At 72.3% G+C, this 23,036-nt stretch carries 25 protein-coding genes, 1 tRNA gene and 1 pseudogene; 12 read left to right on the top strand and 15 right to left on the bottom strand.

Annotated elements, in window-relative coordinates; all coding sequences use genetic code 11:
* Nucleotides 1-100: 100 nt before the first annotated feature.
* Complete coding sequence (locus QSK21_RS33790; protein WP_285701738.1) at nucleotides 101-676, top strand: PadR family transcriptional regulator; 576 nt, start codon at nucleotides 101-103, stop codon at nucleotides 674-676.
* Between the two features lie 76 nt (nucleotides 677-752).
* On the opposite strand, the gene QSK21_RS33785 is transcribed toward QSK21_RS33790, so the two are convergent.
* From QSK21_RS33785 to QSK21_RS33775, 3 genes are all read right to left on the bottom strand, one after another.
* Nucleotides 753-1,385, bottom strand: coding sequence for a hypothetical protein (locus tag QSK21_RS33785; protein ID WP_285701736.1), 633 nt, complete (start codon nucleotides 1,383-1,385; stop codon nucleotides 753-755).
* A gap of 490 nt (nucleotides 1,386-1,875) precedes the next feature.
* Complete coding sequence (gene otsB, locus QSK21_RS33780; protein ID WP_285701735.1) at nucleotides 1,876-2,682, bottom strand: trehalose-phosphatase; 807 nt, start codon at nucleotides 2,680-2,682, stop codon at nucleotides 1,876-1,878.
* A 61-nt stretch (nucleotides 2,683-2,743) separates the two neighbouring features.
* Nucleotides 2,744-3,043 carry a DUF3263 domain-containing protein gene (locus QSK21_RS33775; protein WP_285701757.1) on the bottom strand — a complete coding sequence of 100 codons (300 nt, stop codon included), beginning with the start codon at nucleotides 3,041-3,043 and terminating at the stop codon, nucleotides 2,744-2,746.
* A 353-nt stretch (nucleotides 3,044-3,396) separates the two neighbouring features.
* Here QSK21_RS33775 and QSK21_RS33770 point away from each other — a divergent pair, with 353 nt between their 5' ends.
* Entirely contained in the window at nucleotides 3,397-4,038 is a 642-nt protein-coding gene (locus tag QSK21_RS33770) for a MarR family winged helix-turn-helix transcriptional regulator (protein ID WP_285701733.1), read from the top strand.
* An 89-nt stretch (nucleotides 4,039-4,127) separates the two neighbouring features.
* Here QSK21_RS33770 and QSK21_RS33765 read toward each other — a convergent pair whose 3' ends face one another.
* Entirely contained in the window at nucleotides 4,128-4,430 is a 303-nt protein-coding gene (locus tag QSK21_RS33765) for an SHOCT domain-containing protein (protein WP_285701732.1), read from the bottom strand.
* Nucleotides 4,431-4,554: 124 nt separating this feature from the next.
* Nucleotides 4,555-6,372, bottom strand: a complete 1,818-nt coding sequence (locus tag QSK21_RS33760; RefSeq protein WP_285701731.1) for a S8 family peptidase — start codon at nucleotides 6,370-6,372, stop codon at nucleotides 4,555-4,557.
* Between the two features lie 317 nt (nucleotides 6,373-6,689).
* Between QSK21_RS33760 and QSK21_RS33755 the strand changes: the two genes are divergently transcribed.
* Nucleotides 6,690-6,766 (top strand) — tRNA-Thr (locus tag QSK21_RS33755).
* Nucleotides 6,767-6,917: 151 nt separating this feature from the next.
* Entirely contained in the window at nucleotides 6,918-7,415 is a 498-nt protein-coding gene (locus QSK21_RS33750) for a hypothetical protein (protein WP_285701730.1), read from the top strand.
* Here QSK21_RS33750 and QSK21_RS33745 read toward each other — a convergent pair whose 3' ends face one another.
* From QSK21_RS33745 to QSK21_RS33735, 3 genes are all read right to left on the bottom strand, one after another.
* On the bottom strand, nucleotides 7,416-7,748 hold the full coding sequence (locus QSK21_RS33745; protein ID WP_285701728.1) for a nuclear transport factor 2 family protein: 333 nt from the start codon (nucleotides 7,746-7,748) through the stop codon (nucleotides 7,416-7,418).
* Between the two features lie 53 nt (nucleotides 7,749-7,801).
* On the bottom strand, nucleotides 7,802-8,644 hold the full coding sequence (locus tag QSK21_RS33740; RefSeq protein WP_285701726.1) for a slipin family protein: 843 nt from the start codon (nucleotides 8,642-8,644) through the stop codon (nucleotides 7,802-7,804).
* Nucleotides 8,645-8,896: 252 nt separating this feature from the next.
* Nucleotides 8,897-9,307: a VOC family protein gene (locus QSK21_RS33735; protein ID WP_285701725.1), complete on the bottom strand. Its 411-nt coding sequence runs from the start codon at nucleotides 9,305-9,307 to the stop codon at nucleotides 8,897-8,899.
* 174 nt (nucleotides 9,308-9,481) lie between these two features.
* Here QSK21_RS33735 and QSK21_RS33730 point away from each other — a divergent pair, with 174 nt between their 5' ends.
* From QSK21_RS33730 to QSK21_RS33720, 3 genes are all read left to right on the top strand, one after another.
* Nucleotides 9,482-10,102: an RNA polymerase sigma factor gene (locus QSK21_RS33730; protein ID WP_285701724.1), complete on the top strand. Its 621-nt coding sequence runs from the start codon at nucleotides 9,482-9,484 to the stop codon at nucleotides 10,100-10,102.
* 62 nt (nucleotides 10,103-10,164) lie between these two features.
* Nucleotides 10,165-10,911 carry a hypothetical protein gene (locus QSK21_RS33725; protein WP_285701723.1) on the top strand — a complete coding sequence of 249 codons (747 nt, stop codon included), beginning with the start codon at nucleotides 10,165-10,167 and terminating at the stop codon, nucleotides 10,909-10,911.
* Between the two features lie 48 nt (nucleotides 10,912-10,959).
* Entirely contained in the window at nucleotides 10,960-12,534 is a 1,575-nt protein-coding gene (locus QSK21_RS33720; RefSeq protein WP_285701722.1) for a bifunctional aminoglycoside phosphotransferase/ATP-binding protein, read from the top strand.
* A gap of 36 nt (nucleotides 12,535-12,570) precedes the next feature.
* Here the strand turns inward: QSK21_RS33720 and QSK21_RS33715 are convergent, their stop codons facing one another.
* The gene (locus QSK21_RS33715; protein WP_285701721.1) at nucleotides 12,571-13,455 is read right to left on the bottom strand and encodes a universal stress protein; all 885 of its coding nucleotides are present in this window, start codon (nucleotides 13,453-13,455) and stop codon (nucleotides 12,571-12,573) included.
* A gap of 157 nt (nucleotides 13,456-13,612) precedes the next feature.
* Between QSK21_RS33715 and sigK the strand changes: the two genes are divergently transcribed.
* Entirely contained in the window at nucleotides 13,613-14,206 is a 594-nt protein-coding gene (sigK, locus tag QSK21_RS33710; protein ID WP_502871624.1) for an ECF RNA polymerase sigma factor SigK, read from the top strand.
* The gene (locus QSK21_RS33705; RefSeq protein ID WP_285701718.1) at nucleotides 14,203-14,916 is read left to right on the top strand and encodes an anti-sigma factor; all 714 of its coding nucleotides are present in this window, start codon (nucleotides 14,203-14,205) and stop codon (nucleotides 14,914-14,916) included. The genes sigK and QSK21_RS33705 overlap by 4 nt, the downstream gene beginning before the upstream one ends.
* A gap of 18 nt (nucleotides 14,917-14,934) precedes the next feature.
* Here the strand turns inward: QSK21_RS33705 and rlmB are convergent, their stop codons facing one another.
* The 3 genes from rlmB to QSK21_RS33690 are packed head-to-tail and all read right to left on the bottom strand — an operon-like array spanning nucleotide 14,935 to nucleotide 18,140.
* Nucleotides 14,935-15,855, bottom strand: coding sequence for a 23S rRNA (guanosine(2251)-2'-O)-methyltransferase RlmB (gene rlmB, locus QSK21_RS33700; protein ID WP_285701717.1), 921 nt, complete (start codon nucleotides 15,853-15,855; stop codon nucleotides 14,935-14,937).
* A gap of 33 nt (nucleotides 15,856-15,888) precedes the next feature.
* Nucleotides 15,889-17,292: a cysteine--tRNA ligase gene (gene cysS / locus QSK21_RS33695; RefSeq protein WP_285701716.1), complete on the bottom strand. Its 1,404-nt coding sequence runs from the start codon at nucleotides 17,290-17,292 to the stop codon at nucleotides 15,889-15,891.
* A gap of 44 nt (nucleotides 17,293-17,336) precedes the next feature.
* The gene (locus QSK21_RS33690) at nucleotides 17,337-18,140 is read right to left on the bottom strand and encodes a DUF6585 family protein (RefSeq protein WP_285701715.1); all 804 of its coding nucleotides are present in this window, start codon (nucleotides 18,138-18,140) and stop codon (nucleotides 17,337-17,339) included.
* A gap of 171 nt (nucleotides 18,141-18,311) precedes the next feature.
* Here QSK21_RS33690 and QSK21_RS33685 point away from each other — a divergent pair, with 171 nt between their 5' ends.
* Nucleotides 18,312-19,094: a hypothetical protein gene (locus QSK21_RS33685; RefSeq protein ID WP_285701714.1), complete on the top strand. Its 783-nt coding sequence runs from the start codon at nucleotides 18,312-18,314 to the stop codon at nucleotides 19,092-19,094.
* A gap of 448 nt (nucleotides 19,095-19,542) precedes the next feature.
* Here QSK21_RS33685 and ispF read toward each other — a convergent pair whose 3' ends face one another.
* Nucleotides 19,543-20,067, bottom strand: a complete 525-nt coding sequence (gene ispF / locus QSK21_RS33680; protein WP_285701756.1) for a 2-C-methyl-D-erythritol 2,4-cyclodiphosphate synthase — start codon at nucleotides 20,065-20,067, stop codon at nucleotides 19,543-19,545.
* Nucleotides 20,068-20,137: 70 nt separating this feature from the next.
* Nucleotides 20,138-20,620 (bottom strand): CarD family transcriptional regulator, encoded by a 483-nt coding sequence (locus QSK21_RS33675; protein ID WP_285701713.1) that lies wholly within the window; start codon nucleotides 20,618-20,620, stop codon nucleotides 20,138-20,140.
* A gap of 363 nt (nucleotides 20,621-20,983) precedes the next feature.
* On the opposite strand from QSK21_RS33675, the gene QSK21_RS33670 reads away from it, so the two are divergent.
* Together QSK21_RS33670 and QSK21_RS33665 are read left to right on the top strand one after the other, a co-directional pair.
* Nucleotides 20,984-21,733, top strand: coding sequence for a hypothetical protein (locus tag QSK21_RS33670; RefSeq protein ID WP_285701711.1), 750 nt, complete (start codon nucleotides 20,984-20,986; stop codon nucleotides 21,731-21,733).
* 141 nt (nucleotides 21,734-21,874) lie between these two features.
* The gene (locus tag QSK21_RS33665) at nucleotides 21,875-22,840 is read left to right on the top strand and encodes a hypothetical protein (protein ID WP_285701710.1); all 966 of its coding nucleotides are present in this window, start codon (nucleotides 21,875-21,877) and stop codon (nucleotides 22,838-22,840) included.
* A gap of 89 nt (nucleotides 22,841-22,929) precedes the next feature.
* Here QSK21_RS33665 and QSK21_RS33660 read toward each other — a convergent pair.
* Nucleotides 22,930-23,036 (bottom strand): annotated as a pseudogene (locus tag QSK21_RS33660) (IS5/IS1182 family transposase); the annotation flags it as partial.

The raw sequence follows: 23,036 nt of genomic DNA, 5'->3' as shown, positions 1-23,036 counted from the left end.
CACTCCATGAACAGATTGACCGACGCTCGGTGTTGCATCGCGACCGGTTTCCGATATATCGTTAATGCATCGCAATCGATCATAGGGGAAGGAGTACGCGATGAGACACCATCCACGATTCGGCGAAGAGCCACGCCGTAACCGTCGCGGAGAGCCGTTCGGCCCCTGGGGTCACGGACCCGGACCCTTCGGTCCCCACGGGGGACGCGGACGGGGCGGGCGCGGGCGGCGCACCCGGCGCGGCAACGTCCGCGCGGCCCTGCTGGCGCTGCTCGCCGAGCGGCCCATGCACGGCTACGAGATGATCCAGGAGCTCGACAACCGCACCGGCGGCGTCTGGCGGCCGAGCCCGGGTTCGGTCTACCCGACCCTGCAGATGCTGGAGGACGAGGGCAAGGTCACCAGTCGCGAGGAGGCCGGCAAGCGGCTGTTCGAGCTGAGCGACACCGGCCGCGAGGAGGCGTCCGGGGAGGCCACCGCCCCCTGGGACGAGGTCACCGAGGCCGCCGGCGAGAACGCGCTGCGCGGGCGCGAGGCCGTCGGCCAGCTCATGGGGGCCCTGCACCAGGTCATGGCGGTCGGCAGCGAGGGCCAGAAGGCCCGCGCCCTCGACGTCGTCAACGACGCCAGGCGCCGGCTGTACGGCATCCTCGCCGACGACCCCGAAGCCGAGTGAACGCGCGAGGCGATGCGCCCGGAGCCACGGCGGCTCCGGGCGCATCGGCGTTCACAGGACGGGCGGCCACGCGGCGTCAGCGCGGGAAGGGCGCCTCCTTGGCGAGCTGGTCGGCCATGTAGAGCTGCTTCCAGACGTACAGCCGCAGGTCGGCGCGCTTCGTCGACTCGCTCACCGGCACCTCGGCCGTCGCCCGTACGAGGAAGGACGAGCCGGGCGGCAGGTACCGGTCGCCTCCGTCACCCGGCTCCAGCTCACCGCCGGCCAGCCGCCGGACGACCACGCTCCTGACCGGCGGGGTGCACATCGTCTCCGGCACGCCGGGCTGCCACACGCACCGGCCGCGCGCCTGCTCCGCCACCAGATCGCGCCGGACGAAGACATCTCCGGGGAAGTCCAGCAGGGACCGCTGCCCCGACGGGTTGGTCAGCACGTAGTCGATGTAGGCGTAGGTCGTCCCGGGCGGGGGCGGGGACTGCTGGGCGCCCCCCGCGCGGTCGCCGAGGCCCGCGGTCACGGTCGCGAGCCGGTACTTGGACCCGTCCGCCGTGGCCACGTCGATCGGCGTCCCGGTGGGAGGCAGCGGAACGTCCGCCGCGCCGGTCGACCCGCCCGCGGTCTGCGGCGCGGGGGTGAGGTCGTCCCCTTCCAGAAGGGGCGGCACGAAGAACGCGCCGCCCAGTACGGCGGCGACGGCGACGGCCGCCACCGCTATCGCGACGAGCCCGCCCCGCCTCTTCCGGTTCCGGCGCCTCGCATCCGGGCGCCTCGCATCCCGATGTCGCGGCCTTCGCCGGGACGGCTCCCACGCTGGACGTTCCTGGTGTCGCGGGCCGCGCGGGCGGGGTCCCGGCGGTGCGACGGCGGCCCCGGCCGCCTCGTCATAGGTGTCACGCGAACCCAGACGCACCTGGATGCCGCTGGTCTCGCGCGATCCGAGCGGCCGCGGTTCCCGCACCGGCGGCTCCGGCGGGCGCGGCGGGCGCCGCGGCGGAACGCCGTGCAGATCAGGGTGGTCGGGCCGATGCGGCCGCCCATGATCTGTGTCCACCTCGCGCTCCCCTCACTTCCCCCCGACAGCGCACAGTCTCGCGCGGCGCGCATGTCATTACCACATGCACCCCCGAAATTGCACAATTACGCCCGTCACACTGGGCTCACATCGTGCCCATCCGTCTCGGCGCTCGTCAGGGGCCTGTTCAGGCGGGCAGCAGGCCGTTCAGGAACGCCACGACGCCCGCGGGGCCGTCGACGACGAGGTCGGCACGCTCGGCGAGCGCGGTCACCTCCGCGGAACCGCTGCACAGCTTGATACCAGGGACGCCCTCGGCCCGCAGCGCGTCGATCGCGTCGTACGCGGCCAGGTCGCCGAGGTCGTCCCCGGCGAACAGCACCGCCGACGGGTGCGCGCCGTCGGGTACGGCGGTGTCGATGAAGCCGCGCAGCGCCTGGCCCTTGTCCATGCCGGGCGGACGCACTTCCAGGACGAAGCGCCCCGGCTCCAGCACCAGCCCGGTGCGCTCGGCGAGCTCGGCCAGCGGGCCGCGCAGCCGCTCGAACACGGCCTGCGGCTCGGGTGCCCGCCGGGTGTGGACGGCCACCGCCTGCCCCTTGTCCTCGACGGAGACCTCGGCGGGCGCGCCGGCCGCCGCCAGGATCCCGGGCAGCGCGGCACGGGCCTCGGCCACACCGGGCGGCGGCTCCGGCACGGTCAGCTCGCCGGACTCCCAGCGCTCCAGGCCGTACTGGCCCAGCACCACAAGCCCGTCGATGCCCGCGAAACCGCCGTACTCCACGGCCACCCCGGCGGGACGGCCGGTCACGATCACCAGCGCGCGCACCCTCGGGGCCAGGCGCGCCAGCGCGGGCGCCGCACCGGGATGGGCGCGCGCGGCCGCGGGGTCGTCCACGATGGGCGCGAGCGTGCCGTCGAAGTCGAAGCCGAGCACGGCGGCGGAGGGATCGCGGCGGAGTGCGTCGAGGCCGGCGGCGCCGGCGGCCGTCAACGACGGAGAGTGAGGAGAAGGGTGAGAACGGGAAAGGCTCACGTGACCAGTGTCGGCCACGTCAGGGGCGGATGCCGAGACGGCGCGCGGCGCGCTGCCGCTGCCGCTGCGTCCGCATCCGGCGCAGGCGCTTCACCAGCATCGGGTCGTGCGCGAGCGCCTCGGGCCTGTCGATCAGGATGTTGAGGAGCTGGTAGTACCGCGTGGCCGACATGTCGAACAGCTCGCGGATCGCCTGCTCCTTCGCACCGGCGTACTTCCACCAACGGCGCTCGAAGGCGAGGATCTGACGATCGCGCTCGGACAGCAGGTCGGCCGGGAAGGCCCGCTCGTCGTCCAGACCCTCGCTCACGGGTTCCATGGCCGCTTCGGCGGTCATGTCCTTGGCTGTGCCATCGTCCATGCTTCCGTCCTGTCGGGGACCGTCACCGTGGGCGGATGCCTGTCGCATGAAGTCCCCTCTGGGGTCATGATCCCGGGTCGTCCGGGTTCGGGCGGTGCCATGCTACGCGTACCGGACGACATCTTCCGGAGGTTCCCGAGGAACGGGCGAGGGCGCCCCGGGGCGTCCTGGAACGGCGCCTCGTGGCCTCGTGACGTTCCGTATGAACGGTACGGGAACCCCTCGGAGACGCTCGCCGTTGGACACATGCAGGGTACATGCGTCAGGGTGCCGACCCCTGCCATCCGAGGCCGTGAGGCGGACAGGAGATCATGAACAACACCAGGGAGACCAGGGCGAACGATGCGGCGCAGGCGACGCCCGCGGGGTTCGCCGACCCCTCGGGCGGGCTGCCGGACCCGGTGCTGTCCGAGGTGTCGCTGGCGCTGTTCCACCTCCGCCGGATCTGGGCCAAGCCCGACCTGATGAAGCGGATCCGGGCGCAGACGCCCGCCTGTCCTGGCGCGCGCCCCTTGCAGGTCTCCAATCTCATGGTGGTGCACGCCGTCGCCGGCCTCTCCGCGGCGGCCACCGCCCGGGAGGACGGCGCAGAGGAGGGCGCGGAGGAGGACGCGGAGGTCACCGTGGGCGCGGTGGCCGAACGCCTGGAGATCGACCCCTCGACCGCGAGCCGGCTGGTCGGCCACGCCATCGACGCGGGCCTGGTGTCGCGGCGTCCGTCCCCTGTGGACGCGCGCCGCGCGAACCTGCAACTGACGGATCGCGGGGTCCGCGTCAAGCAGGTCGCCGACCGGTTCCGGCGCGCCTACCTGGACAAGCTCATGTCCGACTGGACGCCCGCCGAACGCTCCGAGTTCGCCCGGCTGCTCACCCGCTTCGCCGAGGCGACCATCCGCTCCCCGATGGACCCGGACGGCGTGGACAAGATCTTCAAGGCGGCCCAAGCGGACTGACGGCGGCGGCGCCGACCGTCCCGGAGTGAGCGTTCGGCTCCCTCGGAACGGCCGGCGCCGCCGGTGCCTTCTCGATGTGCGGCGCGACGTCATATCTCGTCGCGCAGGGCCGCCATCCTGGCGTGGTACTCGTCCTCGTCGATCTCGCCGCGGGCGAACCGCTCGGCGAGCACAGCACGCGCCTTGCTCATCGGGGACGAGGTGGCCGCCGTCGCCGCCGCGTCCGTGACCATCCGGCGCCGCAGCAGGTAGAACACGCCCACCGCCACGGCCACCCAGAACAGCCCGAAGGTGATCGGGAACACCGGCCACCAGGCGGGCGCGTCGTACGGGCCGCCGTCATGCCACGGACCGGGGTGGAACTGGGCCGCCAGCGTCATCAACATGGTCATCGACCTCCTCTTTCAGCGGATGAGTCGATGCTCGGCGACGGGTTCGGGCACCGTCATCGTCCGGCCGGAGACACCCCGAGTACGCCCGACGGAGTAGGGCGGGGCGAGGCGGCGCCCGCTTCGGTCACCACCAGGGCGGCAGCGACTCGTCCCCGCCCGCCCGGCGGCGGTTCCGCTTCGGCAGGCCCCGCCAGTCGTCGTCCGGCGGAACGGACCGGTCCGGCGGATCGTGGTCGACCGGGGGCGGCGCCGCGGGGAACGCGTTGCCGGGCAGGTCGTCCACATGGCGTACGGGCGGCGTGTAGCCGTTGTGAAGCGTTGACGGCTCCCCTGGCCTCTGCTCCCTCTGGGGCATGGACGGCAGGGAGGCTTCTTCGAGGGCATCGCGGCGGAACCGGTCCCACGCGTCGTCTCCCATTCCCGGGAACTCGCCCGTCCCACGGGCCGGGCGCGTACCGCCGTAAGGCAACGAGGGTCGAAGCTCGCTGGGGATCGGAGGCACGCTCGCGCCCTTTCCGGCCGGAACGTCGCCAGACCGGCGTTCCGGACGTTCCGGTTGCAGGGACGGCGGTGGCGCGTACACCTCGTTGCTCTGCCAGACCGGTGCGCCGGCCGGGGCGGTGTACGTGTCGCGGCCGGCGTCGTGCGCTGCGAAGGCGGGCTGCGGGCGCGGCATGCGGTGCGCGCCGAGCCCGTAGTCCTCGACCTCGTCGAAGTCGTCCGGCTCAGCGTCCGGTGGCGGGCGGCGGCGCAGGCTCAGCAGGACGACGACGCCGACGATGAGGCCACCGCCCCCCAGGATGGCGGCGAGCAGCAGGCCGTCACGGCCTCCCGCGTTCTCCTCGTAGGTGACGGGCGCGGGGCTCGGGCTGCGCGGCCCGTCCTCGGCGCCGCCCTCGGTCCGGTCGATCCGCGCGGCGGCCGACAGCGCCCGCACCGCGTCCAGCGGTCCCGTACAGGTGGACGAGCCGGTCGGACGGTCGGGGACGGTGCCCTTCACCAGGGCCTCCCGCACCTCGTCCGGCGACAGCCTCGGGTAGCGGGACCGGATCAGCGCGGCGACTCCGGCGACGATGGCCGAGGACGGGCTGGTCCCCGTACCGATCACGTACCCGCTGCTGGAGTCGGCGCTGACGATCTCCACGCCCGGCGCGCACACGGCCACGTAGGGACGGCGGTTGCTGTCCTTCCAGAGCTGGAGCCGCCGGTCGAGGGCGCCGACGGCGATCACCCCCCGGTACGCGGCGGGGAAGTTGTTGCGGTTCGGCCCGGCGCCGTCGTTGCCGGCCGAGGCGATCAGCACCACGCCCTTGTCGAGCGCGTACCGGACCGCGCTCTCCTCGGTGGAGTTCCCGTCGTAGAACAGCCGCCCGCCGCCGAGCGACATGTTGATGATGTCGGCGCCGTGGTCGGCGGCGTACCGGATGCCCTGCGCCACCGCGTCCCTGTTCCGGTTGCCCTCGCCGCCGTTCCGCCGCTGCGGGTCGTCGTTCTCCCACGTCACCCTGATCGAGAGGATCCTGCTGGACGGGGCGACGCCGATCACGCCGCGCCGCCGGCCGGGGCCGTTGCCGTGGCCGGCGATGATGCTGGCCATCGACGTCCCGTGCAGGCCCCAGTACTTGTCACCCGGACTGCGCGTCCCGCCGGTGAGGTCCGGCCCGGTCGTGACCCGTCCCACCAGATCGGGATGGCGGCGGTCGACACCGGTGTCCAGCACGGCGACCGTGACGCCCGCCCCCTTGGACGTCCGCCATGCCCGGGGGATCCGCATCGCGTCGAGATGCCACTGCCGGGCCCGGATCTGGTCGACGGGCTCGGCGGCGGCACGTCCAGGTTCCCACAGAAGGCCGACGCCCCCACCCGGAACGAGGGTCAGCGCCAGGACCGCCGCCCCGAACCTGACGGCCAGGGCCCGCCCGCGACGGCCAGCTCGCGACACGCCACCCGCACCTCCTCCGGCCGTCGGCCCGCCCGGATCGCCACCCCGGGTTCCGCGCGAACACCCGGCCCCGGGAGCCCAGCCCCTCATCCCGCCGACGCGACGCCACGAGGGGCGCCGTGAGGCAGGAAGGCAACACAGGAAGGCAACATTGTGCCACGCGGCGATGGCGCCGCCCGGCTCACTCGGCACAATCGGGCAGCCTCGGGACACCCCGGCCCACACCTCCCCCGCCGCCCCGCCGACCCCCGGTAAATCAAGCCGCGTCCGCCCCGCGGCGCCCGGTATTGTGTGCCCGTCGGCGCCGACGCCGGCACGCCCCTGTAGCTCAGCTGGCCAGAGCAGCCGCCTTGTAAGCGGCAGGTCGCCGGTTCGAACCCGGCCGGGGGCTCCAGGTCAAGGGCCACCGCGAGACCGAGGAAGCGGCTTCGCCAAGCCGGGGTCGTTCCTTCGTCCCCTGGGATCAGAATCACCGGCGATCGCGCGGAGCGTCCTCGGTCCGGCTTTCCTGCCTCGCTGCTCTGGGCACCTCCACTAGGAGACCGATGTACGTTCGGCTGTACACCGTGGTCGGGTCGCTGGTCCTCCTCGTGGGCATGTGCTCGTGCGGAAACCAGGAGAAAGCCGCCCCGCCGAGCCCCACGGCCACCACTGTTTCGCCGTCCAAGCCGAAAAGAGCACCCGGCACCCAAGTCGGCCATTACACGAACATCACGCTATCCCGGAGCTACTCGCTCAGGTTCGACGACGACCCGGTCAACAAACGATCGGTCGATGGCGACCTCATGTTCAGACAAGACATCTCGGCCCACCGGATAAGCGTGCTGCCGGCCGACGTTCGCGGCGGGTACCGGGTGTGTCAGAACCGGACGGGCCGGTCCAGGTGGCTGGACTTCGAGTCGGTGACCGCAGGGCGCTCCATCTGCGTCATCACCGAATCCGGCCTGGTGGGCCTGCTTGAAGTCAGGAAGTTCAAGACCGGCATCGTTATGGATCGCGGCATCCTGAGGTTCGACCTGACCCTCTGGCAGGGAGAACCCTGACTATCGGGCGAACGACACGATCAATTCGATCACCTGGCCGTCCCGCCATCGCAGCCGCATGGAGCCCGAGCCGCCCGTGGTCCAGTCGAACCGGACCAGGGCCGCGTCCGGCGCGGTCTCCTCGACGGACACCGTTGTCATCGAGTCGCTTGGTGGCCGGTCGGCGTAGGCCACGGCGATCGCCTCCCGCCCGTGGAACGGGCCGACGGGCACATCCTCGAAGATCATCACGGCCTCTTCGTGGAACGTCGCCACGAAGGCGCTGAAGTCGCCCGTGCGGACCGACTCGTTGAACAGCCGCACATGCTCGGAGACCGCCTGAACCAGGTCCATCCGGCATTCCTACCAGCCGCCGGCGACAAAAGCCGCCAGCGGCTGGAGGGCGGTCATTCCGCGCGGAGTTCGGTGTGCTTGTCAAAGCCGATGTAGAGACGGGCCGCGGCGTTGGTGGCCAGGCGTGCCAGCGTTTCCAGCTCGCGTACGCGCAGCAGCACCGGGTGCTCGGAGTAGGCGGCGGCCGCGTCGGCGTGCAGGCGCAGGGCCTCGGCGTCCGCCTCGGCCTTCATCCGCTGGGTCCGGGCGTGGCTCTCCGCCTTGATCTGCTCGGCCTCGCGTGCGGCGAGGGCGGAGACGCGTTCGGTCTCGGCCTTCGACCGGGCCTCGATCAGCTCCCGTTCGGCCTTGGTCCTGGCCTCGACGAGCTGTGCCTCGCTGAGCCGCTCGGCGGCCAGCACCCGGTTCATGATCTCCTGGAGGTTGCCGGGGAACACCAGGTCCTTCACGTCGGCGCGCAGAATGGAGATCCCGTATCCGGACGCGGCGTCCTGGACGTCACCGAGAATGTCCTCGCTGAGCTGGTTGCGGTTGGTGAGAATGCCTTCCAGGGTCATGGACGCCAGCGAACGGCGGGCGGCGAGCTGTACGTCGCTGTAAAGGCGGTCGGTGTAGGACTCCACCTTCTCCAGCGCGGCGGCGGGATCGACGACCCGGTACTGCGTGATGATGCTGACCCGCACGGCGACCTTGTCGGAGGTCAGGATTTCCTGGCCCTTGAGCAGCAGTTCCCGTTCGCGCATGTCCACCAGCACGATCTCGACGACGGGCGTGTTCCTGCGGCGCCGCTCGGGGATCTGGTAACGGCCCGCCTCCAGAACCTCGGTCAGCCGGCCGTCCTCGTACCGCAGACCGCGGTGCGTGGACTTGATGATGATGTCGCGCGTACGAGCCATGACGATCTCCATGAAGGGCTGCGAAGGAGCCGCCCCGTACCGCGCCCGATGCGGAGGACGAGTTTTCGGAAGGGAAACCAGTTATCAGTGGATGACTGTTCCGAGTGCACGGTCTCCGGAAGGCCACTCGCTCCTGGACCCGTCGGGGCGACCCGTACGGAACGATAGGCCACCATCTGCCCGCCGTCATCCGGATAACGCACCGGACCCATCGGCCGGCGGCTTCCCGATTCCGGGTCATGGAATTCTCGCTCAGCGTGTCTCCTGAATGCGGATCAGGTTGCCCGCGGGGTCGCGGAAGGCGCAGTCGCGGACGCCGTAGGGCTGCTCCATCGGTTCCTGGACGACCTCGGCGCCCCCGGCCTGCACCTTCTCGAACGTCCCGGCGAGGTCCCGGGTGGCCAGCAGGATCCACCCGTAGGTGCCCTTGGCCATCATCTCGGCGATGGTGCGGCGCTCGTCGTCGGTGATCCCCGGGTCGGCGGCCGGCGGCGCCAGCAGGATGGACGTGCCGCCACGACCGGCCGGGCCGACCGTGATCCAGCGCATCGAGCCCTTCCCGACGTCGCTGCGGACTTCGAATCCAAGGATGTCCCGGTAGAAGGCCAGGGAGGCGTCCGGGTCGTCATGCGGAAGAACGGTGGTGTGCACGGTGAGATCCATACCGTCACGCTACCCACGGCCCCGTGACCAGTGCTTCTTGATTCCTGACGAGTCCATGCTCACCGTCCGTGATGGGGGCGAGACTCCGACTCTGTGCGGAGTGTGCGGATTCGCGCACCTGCGCGTGATCGGCGTCGCATCATGGACGCAAAAAAAGCGTTGGCGAAGGGTCTGATGGTCCCAGGAGAGCGGGCGAGCGCGGGGTCCGGCATCGACGAACGTCTGTCGTCGGCCCTGCGGGCCGCGCGATGCGGCGACCAGGACGCGTTCCGCAGGCTGTACCGGGCCGTGCAGCCACGACTGCTGCGTTACCTGCGCGTGCTGGTCGGCGACGACGCCGCCCCGGTGGCGGCACGGACCTGGCGGGAGGTCGCGACCGGCCTGCCCGGCTTCCGCGGCGACTTCCAGCGTTTTCTGGGCTGGGTCTCGGTGATCGGACGCGGCCGGGCCTTCGATCACCTGGGCGGACGTTCGCCGGCCGAGGTGATCGATGAGCGGCCGGGACGGCCCCGGCGTTACGATCACGTCGATCCGGCGGGCGAGCCGCCGTCCACCGACGCCGCGATCGCCCTGATCGCCTCCCTGCCGCGCGACGAGGCGGAGGCGGTGATGCTCCGTACGGTCATGGGCCTGGACAACGCGCAGGCGGCCATGGTCATGGGCAGGAGCGCGGGCGCCGTCCAGGCGGTGGCCCTCCAGGGGCTGCGGCACCTGGCCGGCCGCCTGGACCAGGCCGCCGCCTCACCGGAGACGCCTGGAGCCGCCGCCCGCCGGTCCCGGCACGGCGGACGGTAGGGCGGAGAGCACGGTGACACGGCCGGTGTACGCGATGCTGAAGGGCATGTGGTGAGCCGCTCATGAGCTTCGACCACCACCATCGCCGCGACCGGCGCAGCCATCGGCGACTCGGCAGGGCCGCCGCCGAGGACCTGCTGGCGGGCATCTGGCGCGATCCGGAGGTGGCCGCGCATCCGGTCGCGGGCGTGCTCGCCGCCGCGGCGGCACCGGCCCGCGATGACGAACTCGGCGGTGAGGACGCGGCCGTGGCCGCCTTCCGCCAGGCCCGGCTCACCGCGGGACACCGGCCCGACCGAGGGCGGACGGTGCGCCGTGCCCTGCTGAAGATCGCCACCGCCAAGACCATTGCCGCGCTGGCGGTCGGCACGACGACGGCCGGTGGCGCCGCCCTGGCCGCGGGCACCGGCAACCTCCCCGCCCTGGAGTCGTTGTCGCCCTCACGCCCCTCGACCTCCGCCACGTCCAGGATCACCGCTCCCGAACCCGGGCAGCCGCGCCGCACTCCCTCCCCCATGTCCCCGGAGCGGGGAGCGCCGGCCCCGTCGTCGCAGGCAGAGCTGTGCCGGGCCTACCTGGCCTCCGGCAAGCCCGGCCGGCACGTCTCCGATCCGGCGTTCGCTCCGTTGATCGCGGCAGCGGGCGCACCCGGCAAGGTCAGGGGCTACTGCGCCAAGCTGCTGAACCGCGAGGACCAGGGGAAGAAGCCCGGCGACCCTCCGCAGAAGGGATCGAAGAACTCCAAGAAGGACGAGAAGCCAGGGAAGCCCGAAAAGCCAGGAAAGCCGGGTAAAGGCCCTAAAAAGTAACCGCCGGTCGCGCGGGTCGTGAGCGGAGCGGTCACGATCGCCGGGACTGTGGGTACGAACGACAGCGAGGACCTGGAGCGCCCAGGGTCCGATGACCGACGGTTCCGGGACGTGATGACGGTGACCTCCATCGGCGGGGGCGGCGCGGCGATCAGCGAGACCCATATCGGGGTGGTGTTCTTCGTCGGCGACCGCGCCTACAAGCTCAAGAAACCGGTCGACCTGGGCTTCCTGGACTTCACCACCCGGGAGGCGCGCGAGCGGGCGCTGCACCAGGAGGCCCGCCTCAACAAGCGTTTCGCCCCCGATGTCTACCTGGGGGTGCTCGATGTCCACGACTCCGGCGGCAAGCCCTGCGATCACCTGCTGATGATGCGGCGGATGCCAGCGGACCGGCGCCTCTCCGATCTGGTGCGGGCCGGGGCGCCCGTCGACGACGCCCTGCGCGCCGTCGCGCGCACACTGGCGTCCTGGCATGCCCGCGCGCCCCGAGGCCCCGAAATCTCCGCCGAAGGCACCCGCGACGCCCTCAGGGACCGCTGGACGCAGAGCTTCGAGCAGGTCGGCCCCTTCCACGGCCGTGTGATCGACGCCGGTGAGGCCGAGGAGATCCGCCGCCGCGCCCTGGACTTCCTGGCCGGACGCGAACCGCTGCTGTCCGGGCGCGTCAACGAGGGCCGGGTCGTGGACGGCCACGGCGACCTGCTCGCCGGTGACATCTACGCTCTGGACGACGGCCCCCGCATCCTGGACTGCCTGGAATTCGACGACCGGCTGCGTTACCTGGACGGAGTGGACGACGCCGCGTTCCTGGCCATGGACCTGGAACGGCTCGGCCACCCCGGACTGGCCGAACGGTTCATCGGCTGGTACGCCGAGTTCGCCGCCGACCCCGCGCCGCCCTCGCTGCGCCACCACTATGTCGCGTATCGGGCCTTCGTCCGCGCCAAGGTCGCCTGCCTGCGCCATGACCAGGGCGACGAAGGCGCCGCCGCCGAGGCCGGGACGCTCACGGGCATGGCCCTGCGCCACCTGCGCGCCGGCGCCGTCGGGCTCATCCTGGTCGGCGGGCTACCCGGCACCGGCAAGACGACCCTGGCCGGTGCCATCGCCGACCGGCTCGGATGCACGCTGCTCAGCAGCGACCGCGTCCGCAAGGAACTGGCCGGCCTGTCCCCGGGCGACTCGGCCGCCGCGCCGTACGGCAAGGGCATCTACACGCCCGAGTGGGACCGCCGTACCTATGACGAGCTGGCCCAGCGAGCCGAGCGGCTCCTCGGCCTCGGCGAAACGGTGGTGCTGGACGCCTCCTGGACGTCCCGGCACGACCGCGACCTGATCGGCGAGGTCGGGCACCGGGCGTGCGCCGAGTTCCACCCCCTGCGGTGCATGGCGGACGAGCAGGTCACCGCCGGACGCCTCCGCGATCGCGCCCCCAGCCCGTCCGACGCCGACGCGAGCATCGCCAGGGCCATGGCCGCCACCGAGGATCCGTGGCCGGAGGCCACCACCATCGACACGAGCGGCCCCCTGCGCGACTCCCTTGATCAAGCACTGACGGCGATCCGCCCGCACGGCGTCGCCCATGTCTGGCACCGCCGTCCCAGGATCCCCCCGGATTGACGATCTCCACGGACCGAGCCGCGTACGTTTCTGTCCCTACGCGCCGGTGTCCCCTTCGGCGCGGGCAACGGCCACCGGGCAGGGCGCGTGATGCACCAGCGCGTCGCTCACCGAGCCGAGCAGCAACCCGCGGATGCCGCCCGTCCCGCGGGCCCCGACCACCAGCAGGCGGGCGCCGTCCGAGGCGTCCATCAGCACCTCGCGCGGCGACCCCGCCTCCACACGGCATTGGACGTCCACCCGGGGATAACGTTCGCGCACGGGTGCCAGCAGGCGGTCGAGCCGTCTCTCCGCGGCCTCGCGCATGGCCTCCCCGTCCACCAGCGGTAGCTGCCGGACGTCCACCTCGGGGGTCCAGGCGACGATCGCCCGCAGCGGGACCCTGTGCACGTCCGCCTCGCCGAACGCCAGCTCCACCGCCGCGCGGGAGGCCGGGGAACCGTCCACGCCGACCACCAGCGTCCCCGTCCCCTCGGGCGCGGGCTCCCCCTCGCCCCGGACCACCACCACCGGGCACCTGGCGTGCGCGGCCAGTTGCGCGCCGACCGATCCCAGCACGAGCCCGGCGAAGCCGCCCCGTCCCCGCGAGCCCACCACCATCAGGTCGGCCCGATGGCTGATCTCGACGAGACTCGCACCCGCCGAGCCCCGTTCCAGCACGGGACGCGCCTCCAGGCCCGGGGCCGACCGCCGGACGCGTTCCAACCCGGCCTCCAGCGTCCGCTCAGCCAGGGTCTCCGGAGCGAGGGCGGGCATCCCCATCGACGCCCCGAAGTCGAACTCCCACACGTAGACCACGGTCATCGAGGCCCCGCGCGCCCGCGCCTCGGCGGCCGCCCAGTCCAACGCCTGGCCGGCGGTCTCCGAACCGTCGTAACCGGCGACGACACCGCTGATCTCCCCGGCCTTGGTGGTGCCCATACCGCCCCCGCCTCCTCCGGCTCGGCACTACCCCGCCACCAGGGCCTTACCCCCGGATGACCGGCCTTCCGGCGGCCGTCCCAAATCCGTGGGGAAAAAGGGCAAACCGCGGCGCCGTCCGCGACGAATCAGCGATGTGGAGACCGACGACCCGCGTATTCCCCACGCATGGCAGTCCACCGAGCAGCAGTCCACCGAGCGGCAGGCGGCGCCCGACGACCTGGGGGAGTTGTTCGGCCGCGTCGCGAGGGGCGACCAGAGGGCCTTCGAGCAGGTCTACGACCGGCTGTCGGGGCCTGTCTACGGGCTGGCGTTGAGGATCGTCCGCGATCCCGCCCAGGCGGAGGAGGTCGCGCAGGAGGTGCTGGTGGAGCTGTGGCGCAAGGCGTCCCACTACCGGCCCGAGCGCGGCAGCGCCTTCTCCTGGGCGATGACGCTGGCGCACCGGCGCGCCGTCGACCGGGTACGGTCCGCGCAGGCGGGCAAGAACCGGGAGGTGAGGGTCACGCTGCCGAACCGCGAGTACGACGAGGTGGCCGAGCGGGTGCACGCGCGCCTCGAACAGCAGCAGGTACGCCACTGCCTCGGCGACCTCACCGAACTGCAACGCGAGTCGATCACGCTGGCGTACTACGGCGGCTACACCTACCGTGAGGTGTCGGCACTGCTGAACGTCAACCTGGCGACGGTGAAGACCCGCATGCGGGACGGTCTGATCCGGCTGCGCGACTGCCTGGGGGCGGACCGATGAACGAGGCGCACACCCTGGCCGGGGCGTACGCCCTGCAATCCCTGAACGACCTGGAACGCCGTCGCTTCGAACGCCATCTCGCGCGCTGCCCCGACTGCGCCGAGGAACTGCGGGAGCTGCGGGAGACCGTCGCGCGGCTGGCGCTGGCCAGCGACCGGCCCGCCCCGCCGTCCCTGCGCGCCAAGGTGTTCGCGGAGATCGAGCACACCCGGCAGGAACCGCCCCGCACCGCGCAGTCCCGCCGCATCCCGCGGCTGCCCGGCCCCGGCCTGCTGGTCGCCGCCGCGTGCCTGGTCGTGGCGCTGGTCGCCGGCGGGGTCGCGGTGGACGCGCGGCGCGACGCCCAGCGGACGACCGCGCTCAACCGGGAGATCACCGCGATCCTGTCGGCGCCGGACGCCCGCCGTGCCGCGGCACGGTCCGACGCCACCGGCGCCACGTCCGTCGTGGCCTCGCGATCCCTGGACAGGGCGCTGATCACGACGGAACGGCTGCGGCCCCTCCCCGGGTCCCGGACCTACCAGTTCTGGTACATGGGCGCCGGCGCGCCGCGTTCCGCCGGGACGCTGGCACCCGGCTCCGGCGACGGGACGCGGACGCTGATCTCGTCCGGAGTCGGGGACGCGCGGCAGATCGGCGTCACGATCGAACCGGAGGGCGGATCGCCACAGCCCACGTCCCCCGTCCTCTTCGGCATCCGGCTCGACTGAGCCGCGACCCCGGGACGGTCAGGCGCCCCGGCGGCGGGCGATCTCGTACAGGGCGATGCCCGCGGCCACACCCGCGTTGAGGGACTCGGCCGTCCCCGGCATCGGGATCGTGGCGAGCAGGTCGCAGGTCTCGGCGACCAGCCGCCCGAGCCCCTTGCCCTCCGAGCCGACGACCAGCACGAAGGGCCCCGACGCCAGCTCCAGGTCGGCGACGGTCACACCGCCGCGGGCGTCCAGCCCCGCGACGAAACAGCCCGCCTTCTGGTACGCCTTGAGCTGCCGCGTCAGGTTCGTGGTCTGCGCGACCGGCACGGACGCCAGCGTGCCCGCCGACGCCTTCCACGTCCCCGCGGTCACCCCCGCGGCACGCCGTTCCGGCACCACCACCCCGGCCGCGCCGAACGCGGCGGCGGACCGCACGATCGCGCCCAGGTTGCGCGGGTCGGTGATCCCGTCCACCGCGACGATCAGCGGCGCCGCGCCCTTCAGCAGGTCGTCGGGGTGGGCGTACCGGTACGGGCGGACCTGCAACGCGATGCCCTGGTGCACGGCGCCGTCGGTGAGCCGGTCCAGCTCGTGCTTGCCGGTCTCCAGCAGCGGGACGCCCCGGTCGGCGGCGAGCTTGATGGACTCCCGCACCCGGTCGTCGCCACCGGATGTCACGTACAGCGCGCTGCCGGGCACCCCGGCCCGCAGCGCCTCGACCACCGGGTTGCGGCCCGTCACCAGCTCCGGCGTCTCCCCGGTCGCGCGGCGCGCCCCCGCGGGACGGCCCTGCCGTACGGGCTGCCCGCCCGGCGCCTTGCCACGGCCGCCCGGCCCCAAGGTCGGGGTACCGGTCCGCTTGGCGCTCTTCGCCGCGCGGGCACGCTGCCGTTTGGCATGCCAGTGCCGGTCCTCCGCTTTGGGAGTGGGACCCCTCCCCTTGCCTTTGGCCATCTTCGGTAAGCCTCGCGTTCTCGTATCGTCGGGTCAGGCGCGCTTGAGTTCCCAGCGGGGGCCGTTGGGAGTGTCCTCGACGACGATCCCGGCCGCGGACAGGCTGTCGCGGATGGCGTCGGCGGCGGCGTAGTCCTTGCGTGCCCGTGCGGCCTGCCGCTGCTCCAGCGCCACCGCGACCAGCGCGTCCACCACGGAACGCAGGTCTCCGTCACCGGACTGGGACCACTGCTCCGACAGCGGGTCCAGCCCGAGCGTGCCGGTCATCGCCCGTACCGAGGCCAGCCGCGACCGCACCTGGCCGAGGTCGCCGGACGCCAGCGCGTTGTTGCCCTCACGCACCACCTCGTGAACGACCGCGAGCGCCTGCGGCACCCCCAGATCGTCGTCCATGGCGGCCGTGAAGGCCTCCGGCAGGTCCTCCGCCTCGGGCACCGTCCCGGCCACCTCGGCGGCGCGGGTCACGAAGCCCTCGATGCGCTGGTACGCCGACGCGGCCTCGGCCAGCGCCGCGTCCGTGTAGTCCATCAGCGACCGGTAATGCACGGCGACCAGGTAGTACCGGATCTCCACGGGACGGGCCCTGTCCAGCAGGCCGGGCAGCGTCACCACGTTGCCGACCGACTTGCTCATCTTCACGCCGTCCACCGTGAGGAGCCCGTTGTGCATCCAGTACCGGGCGAACCCGTCACCGGCGGCGCGTGACTGCGCGATCTCGTTCTCGTGGTGCGGGAAGATCAGGTCCATCCCGCCGCCGTGGATGTCGAACGTGGGACCCAGGTACTTCGTCGCCATCGCCGAGCACTCCAGGTGCCAGCCTGGACGCCCCTCGCCCCACGGCGTCTCCCAGGACGGCTCGCCCGGCTTGGCGCCCTTCCACAGCGCGAAGTCGATCGGGTCGTGCTTCAGGTCCTCGTTCGGGGTGTCACCGGCCGAGCGCATGTTCTCCAGGCGCTGCTGGGACAGCGGCAGCACGCCGTTCTCCCCCACCCAGGACCGGACGTCGAAGTACACGTCGCCGCCCGACGGGTACGCGTGCCCGCGCTCGATCAGCCGCCGGATCAGCGCGATCATCTCCGGGATGTGCCCGGTGGCGCGCGGCTCGACCGTCGGCGGCAGGTTGCCCAGCAGCTCGTAGCCCCGGGCGAACAGCCGCTGGTTGGCCTCGGCCACCGCGAACCACGGCTCGCCCCGCTCCGCCGCCGTCGCGATGATCTTGTCGTCGATGTCGGTGATGTTGCGCGCGAAGGTCACCGCGTAGCCGGACCGGCGCAGCCACCGCACCACCACGTCGTAGATCACGCCCGAGCGCAGGTGCCCGATGTGCGGCGCGGCCTGCGGCGTGGCACCACAGACGTACAACCCCACGCGGCCCTCTTCCAAGGGCTCGAACGCGCGGACCGTACGGGTGCTGGTGTCATAAAGGCGCAGGCTCACGCGTCCAGGCTATTGGATTCCCCGGAGCGCTCGCCGCCTTCGCGTCAGACATCGGTTCGCGACACCGCGCCCTCGTCGTCGGCGAGCGTCTCGCACACCTGGACGAAGGCGATCGCGTTCGGCACCCGGGACGCGATCGCCGACAGGCGCCGGGCCTCGTCACGGGTCCCGACGTACACCACGCCGTTGTCGACCCCGGCCTCCACCACGTCCGCCCAGGAGAGCCGCTCACCCTCCTTCTCGACACCGTCCGGCCCGAGCGTGAACGGCCCCATCCGCACCGACTCGCCCGCCCGTACCCGCGCGAGCCGGTCGGGCAGCACCCGCCCGGTCACCTCCGCCGCGACCCGCTCCCCGAGGTCGCGGACGCCGGGCAGCTCGGGGCCGAACACGATCTCCCGCCCGTCGGCGGCGCAGACGGCGAACCGGTACCGGGTCGGGCCCTGCGCCCCGTCCCGTACCCCGGAGACCGTGACGGAGGCCAGATCCTCCCACCTGTAGGCGGGCCGCTCTCCCCCGGCCCTCAGGACGAGCCCGCAGGCGAACAGGTAGACGGTCTTGTTGCGGGCGCGCAGGTCCGCCGGCCCGGCGAGGATCAGGCCCTTCCGGGCGAGCCACGGCACCGCCACCGCCTGGGCCGCCACGCCCAGCACGGCCACCGACCCGACGCCGGCCCGCCCGACCGCCATGGCCGCCACCGCCGTGGGGATCAGCACCAGCCCGGCGAGGCCGAACAGGCCCGTCCACGTGAGCGCCCGCCAAAGGGACGCGCGGCCATCGAACGCCCGAACGGGCTCACCGAGCTTGCGTTCAACGGCCCGTTCCAAGATCGAGGGGGGAAAGGACATGGAGGAGTGACTACCCGACTTTTGTTGGTGACCGACGGCACTGTCCCTCCCTCAATACCGTACGACCCACCCCGAGCCGCAAGCGGACTGCGAAGATCGGCCGGAAGTCGCTGATATCCGCCGCGACGGCTGGCTACCCTCCACTTGACCCCGGTACGAAACGAGTTCCGCATGCCCGCTGATCCCCCCGTCCTGCCCGAACCGCGCTCCGCGCCCCGGTACGCGCGCCGGCTGCTCACCGTTGCGGGCGGCCTGGCCCTCGCGGTGCTCGCCGGTGGGGCGTTCACCCTCACCCACGACCTGCTGCGCGACTTCGCGATAGCGGGCGGGGCCGGGGAGCGCTGGGCCGCCGCGTACCCGATCATGGCGGACGCCCTGGTCGTGATCGTGGTCCTGTCACTGATCGTCGCCAGGGACGCTCCCTGGTGGTCCCGCTGGATCCGGGGCGCGCTGCTGCTGGCCCTGCTGACGGGCATCGCCGCCATCGCCGTCCAGCACGCCGTATGGGGGTACGGCTCGCTGCCCCGCACCCCGGTACGCGTGGGCGTCGCGGTGGCCCCGCACGTCATGCTGCTGATCGCCATCTGGCTCTGGTACCGCATGATCAAGCACGTCCGCACCCCGCCCAAGCCCCCGACCGTGGCCCCCGAAACGACACAGCCGGGCACCGAAGACCCGGCGCTACCCGAACCCAGCCCGCCACCACTCCTGCCCACCGACGTCGAGGTAGCGCGGGCGCCGGACGCCGTGACGCCCAGCCCGTCCGCCCAGAAGGCCGCCACCACCCAGCCGGACATCATCATGCCGCCCCACCCGGACCAACCCCCAGAGGAGGAGTCCGAGGAGTCCCCAGCCCCAGACCGCGACGCCGACAACCCCAGCGACCTCCCCATCTGGAACTGGGACCCACCGTCCGGCTCCTACCGAAGCTCCCCCACCCCACCAGACGACTAAGGCCGAGCCCCCAAGCCCCACCCAAGTGAACACACCGCGAGGTACCGCGAGACGCGTCCGCCCCACCCAGTGAGTGTGAGATCTCACCCCATATGGCGACGGCAGTCAGGCCCCACCAGGGCCGTAACCACTAAGCCCCTGCCCAGTAGTCACGCTGCAAGCGAGACACGTCCACCCCGCCCATCAGGCGCAAGAAATCACCTCCGCCACACGAAACACGTGACAACGGCGACCAACCCCCAACCCCCGACCCCGACCACTGAAGCTTCAACTGAAGACCACAACCGTCAAGCCCCCGCCCGGGGATACACACCGCGAAGTAAGCGTGAAGGCCCGTGGCGCATCCGGCTTAGTCGCTGTGAGGGGTCGTCTGTGCCACACGGGACACTTGGCGACGGCGGCCTGGCCTCACATCGGCCGGTGAGGCCCTACGCGAGGCCGTGGCTGCTCAGCGGTGTCGGGGTGAACCGTCGCGAGGTGCGACGGCGTGGTGGGGTCGGCTTTGCCAGACGAGGCAGGTGGCTATGGCGGCCAGGCCCTCGGCTCGGCCGGTGAGGCCCAGGCCGTCGGTGGTGGTGGCGGAGAGGCTGACGGGGGCGCCGCCGAGGGCTTCGGAGAGGACCTTCTCGGCTTCGGCGCGGCGCTTGCTGATCTTGGGGCGGACGCCGATGACCTGGATGGCGACGTTGCCGATGGCGTGGCCCGACTCGGTGACGCGGCGGGCGACCTCGGCGAGCAGGTCGGGGCCCGAGGCGCCGGACCAGCGGGGGTCAGCCGTGCCGAAGACCGCGCCCAGGTCGCCCAGGCCGCAGGCCGACAGGAGGGCGTCGCAGGCGGCGTGCGCGGCGACGTCCCCGTCGGAGTGGCCGGCCAGCCCCGGGCCTTCGCCCGGCCATTCGAGACCGGCGACCCTGAGCGGACGGCCCGCGTCGTCTGGACGCGCGAACGGGTGGACGTCGGTACCGACGCCCACCCGTGGCAGTCCCGGAAGCGATGCGGCCGCGCCGCCGGCGGCGGCCGGCGTGCCCTGCACCGGGTTCAACTCAGCTGGTGAGGATCTCGTCGAGGAGAGCCTCGGCCTTGTCCTCGTTGGTCTTCTCGGCCAGCGCGAGCTCGCTGACCAGGATCTGGCGGGCCTTGGCGAGCATCCGCTTCTCACCGGCGGACAGGCCACGCTCCTTATCGCGCCGCCACAGGTCACGGACGACCTCGGCGACCTTGTTGACATCTCCGGAGGCGAGCTTCTCGAGGTTCGCCTTGTAGCGCCGCGACCAGTTGGTCGGCTCCTCGGTGTAGGGCGCGCGCAGCACCTCGAACACCTTCTCCAAGCCTTCCTGGCCGACGACGTCGCGAACGCCCACGTCCTCGACGTTCTCCACTGGAACCTGCACTGTCAGGTCGCCCTTGTCGACCTTCAAGACCAGGTAGGTCTTTTCCTCACCCTTGATGGTGCGAGTCTCGATGGCCTCGATCCGAGCAGCCCCATGGTGGGGGTAGACGACGGTGTCGCCGACCTGGAAAGTCATGTGACAAGTACCCCTTCCGCTACTACCAGGGTAGCACGGGCTCGGCGGTGACCGCACCGACCTTCGCGACATTTCCGCAGGTCAAACCGCATATTGGGGTCTTGACAAAGGCTCTGGAACGTGCATTCGGGGCCTGTCGGGCACGCAGGGGACGAGGAGGAAGAGCCGCCGCGCGGCCCCTTCGGCGACATGGCGAGGACCCGGCGAACCGCACTCGGTTCTCCTCCTCCGTATTCGCGCATACGGCTTCATACTAGAAGGTGAACATGACGGGCCGCGTGGGTACGAAGCGCCCGGAAGGTTCAAAAGGGGCCTCGAAAGGACACGACGAGGACAGTTCCGCGACTGGACGTGAGGTGCGGTGTGAGGCCAGGCGGCGACCCCGAGCCCGACGACTACGGGCTGCCCCGTGTCGATATCGTCGTGCCCGATGACGCCCGCGAACTGGACCCCGACGTCATCGCCTACCACCGCGAGGAGCGCCGCAAGCGCCGCCGGGACCGGATCCGCCGCGTGCTGCGGCCGATCACCCGCTTCGGGGTGGCCGTCCCGCTCATCGCGGGCGCCCTGATCGTCGCGCTGGTGAGCGGAGCGCTGATGACGGCGTTCGGGCCGCGACCGACGCCGCGCCCCACCGGCAGCCTGCTCGCGCCGCACCCCTCCGCCGCGCCCGGGCGGATCGGCGGCGTGCTGCCCTCGGGCGAGGTCGCGCTGGACGGCCCGGAGCCCAAGCCGATCGGGCTGCGGGAGCTGCGGCCCGGCGTGATCGGGATCGTCCCGCCGTCCTGCGGGTGCGAGCGGATCGTGGCGGAGCTGGCCACCCGCACGCGGGAGTTCGAGCTCAACTTCTGGCTGGCCGCCGACCGGCGCGGGAACGCGGCGCCCGCCGACAAGGTGCGCCGCGACCTGAAGGCCCTGGCCGGGGCCGCGCACGGTGGCACGCCGCGGATCGTGCAGGACGAGCAGAACATCCTCGCGGGCACCTACGGGGGACCGCCCGGGACCCGAGGGCTGACCGCCGTGCTCGTCCAGCCGGACGGCGTGGTCACGCACGTGCTGCACGCGCCGCAGCCGGGGCCCGACCTGACCGCCAAGGTCAAGTCGCTCAGCTAGAGCGGAACGGGGACACGCGGGAGACGACACGGCAAGGCCACCCCGAAACCAGGTCCGCCGTCCATCCTCGCTAGGCTTCGCTTGGCGCGTCCCGCCGATCAGACCAGCTTCCAGAACGTCCTTTGCGAGGAGATCGACGCCGTGATCCGAAACAGCCGCCGAGCGGTCGCGCTCGCCATCGCGGGCGCCGTCGCCGTCGCGCCGGTGATCTCCGGCTGCGGCGCCGGCAGCCGGCCCCAGAGCGCCGCCCCCACCCAGCTGACCGAGGGCGTCAACGCCTCGGTACCGCGGGGCGCGGCGACCTCGCAGGTGGACATCCGCAACATGTTCCTGCTCGGCCCGCGCCCCGACCAGGCGCTTCCCGCGGGCAGCTCGCTACCGCTGTACGGGACGATCATCAACCAGGTCGAGGGACGGCAGGACCGGCTGGTCTCGGTCACCTCGCCCAGCTTCGGGTCGGCGGAGATCACCGGCGGCGCGGTGACGCTGCCCGCCGCCCGGCCGTCCGGCGAGGGCACCCCGGTCACGCTGGTCGGCCAGGCGCCCCAGCAGCCGCAGCCCGCCCAGCAGCAGGGCCGGCCGGGGCAGCCAGGCCAACAGCAGGGCCAGTCGGGGCAGCAGCAGGGGCAACAGCAGGGCCAGGCCGCGCCGACCGGCAGGGCGACGCCGACGCCCACCCGCGAGCCCGGGACCCCGCGGTCGACCACATCGCCCTCTCCCCGGCCCACCACGCCGTCCCCCGGCGCCGCGGCCTCCCGGCCCGCCGACACGGCCACGCCCACGCCTCCGGAGGGCGGCGCGACCGCGCAGCCGTCCAACGCCCCGATCCCGCCCCGCGGCAAGGTCCCGCTGGTCGTCCTGTCGAACCTGAACCTGCGGCAGGTGCTGGGCGGCGAGTCCATCCGGGTACGGCTCCAGTTCGAGCACGCCGGCTCCATCGAGATCCTCGTCCCGGTCGTGCCGCAGCAGAACGAGTACGGCTCCTACATAGCGGTCTCCACGGGCATCCCCGCGCCCGGTACCTCCCCTGCCCCGTCCACTCCGGAGGGCGGAACAGGCGAGAGCGGCGGCCAGGCCCCGGCCCCGGCAGGCGGCGGCCACAACTGACACAGGCCCGGAAACGACAGCGGCCCGCCCGGCGCCTTCCAGGTTCCGGGCGGGCCGTTCGCTTCGCGGCCTAGGGTCTGTCCGGTGGATCATGTGTTGATCCAGAGCAGGGCGCTGACCAGGGTGACGGCCGCTTGGTAGTGGCGGGCGAGTTTGTCGTAGCGGGTGGCGATGGCGCGCCATTGCTTGAGCCGGT

Origin of the sequence: Actinomadura sp. NBRC 104412 (assembly GCF_030269515.1) — a bacterium.
In the GTDB taxonomy this organism is placed as follows: domain Bacteria; phylum Actinomycetota; class Actinomycetes; order Streptosporangiales; family Streptosporangiaceae; genus Spirillospora.
The sequence above is the reverse complement of the archived record's forward strand: the minus strand, read 5'-3'. Positions and strand labels throughout refer to the sequence as shown.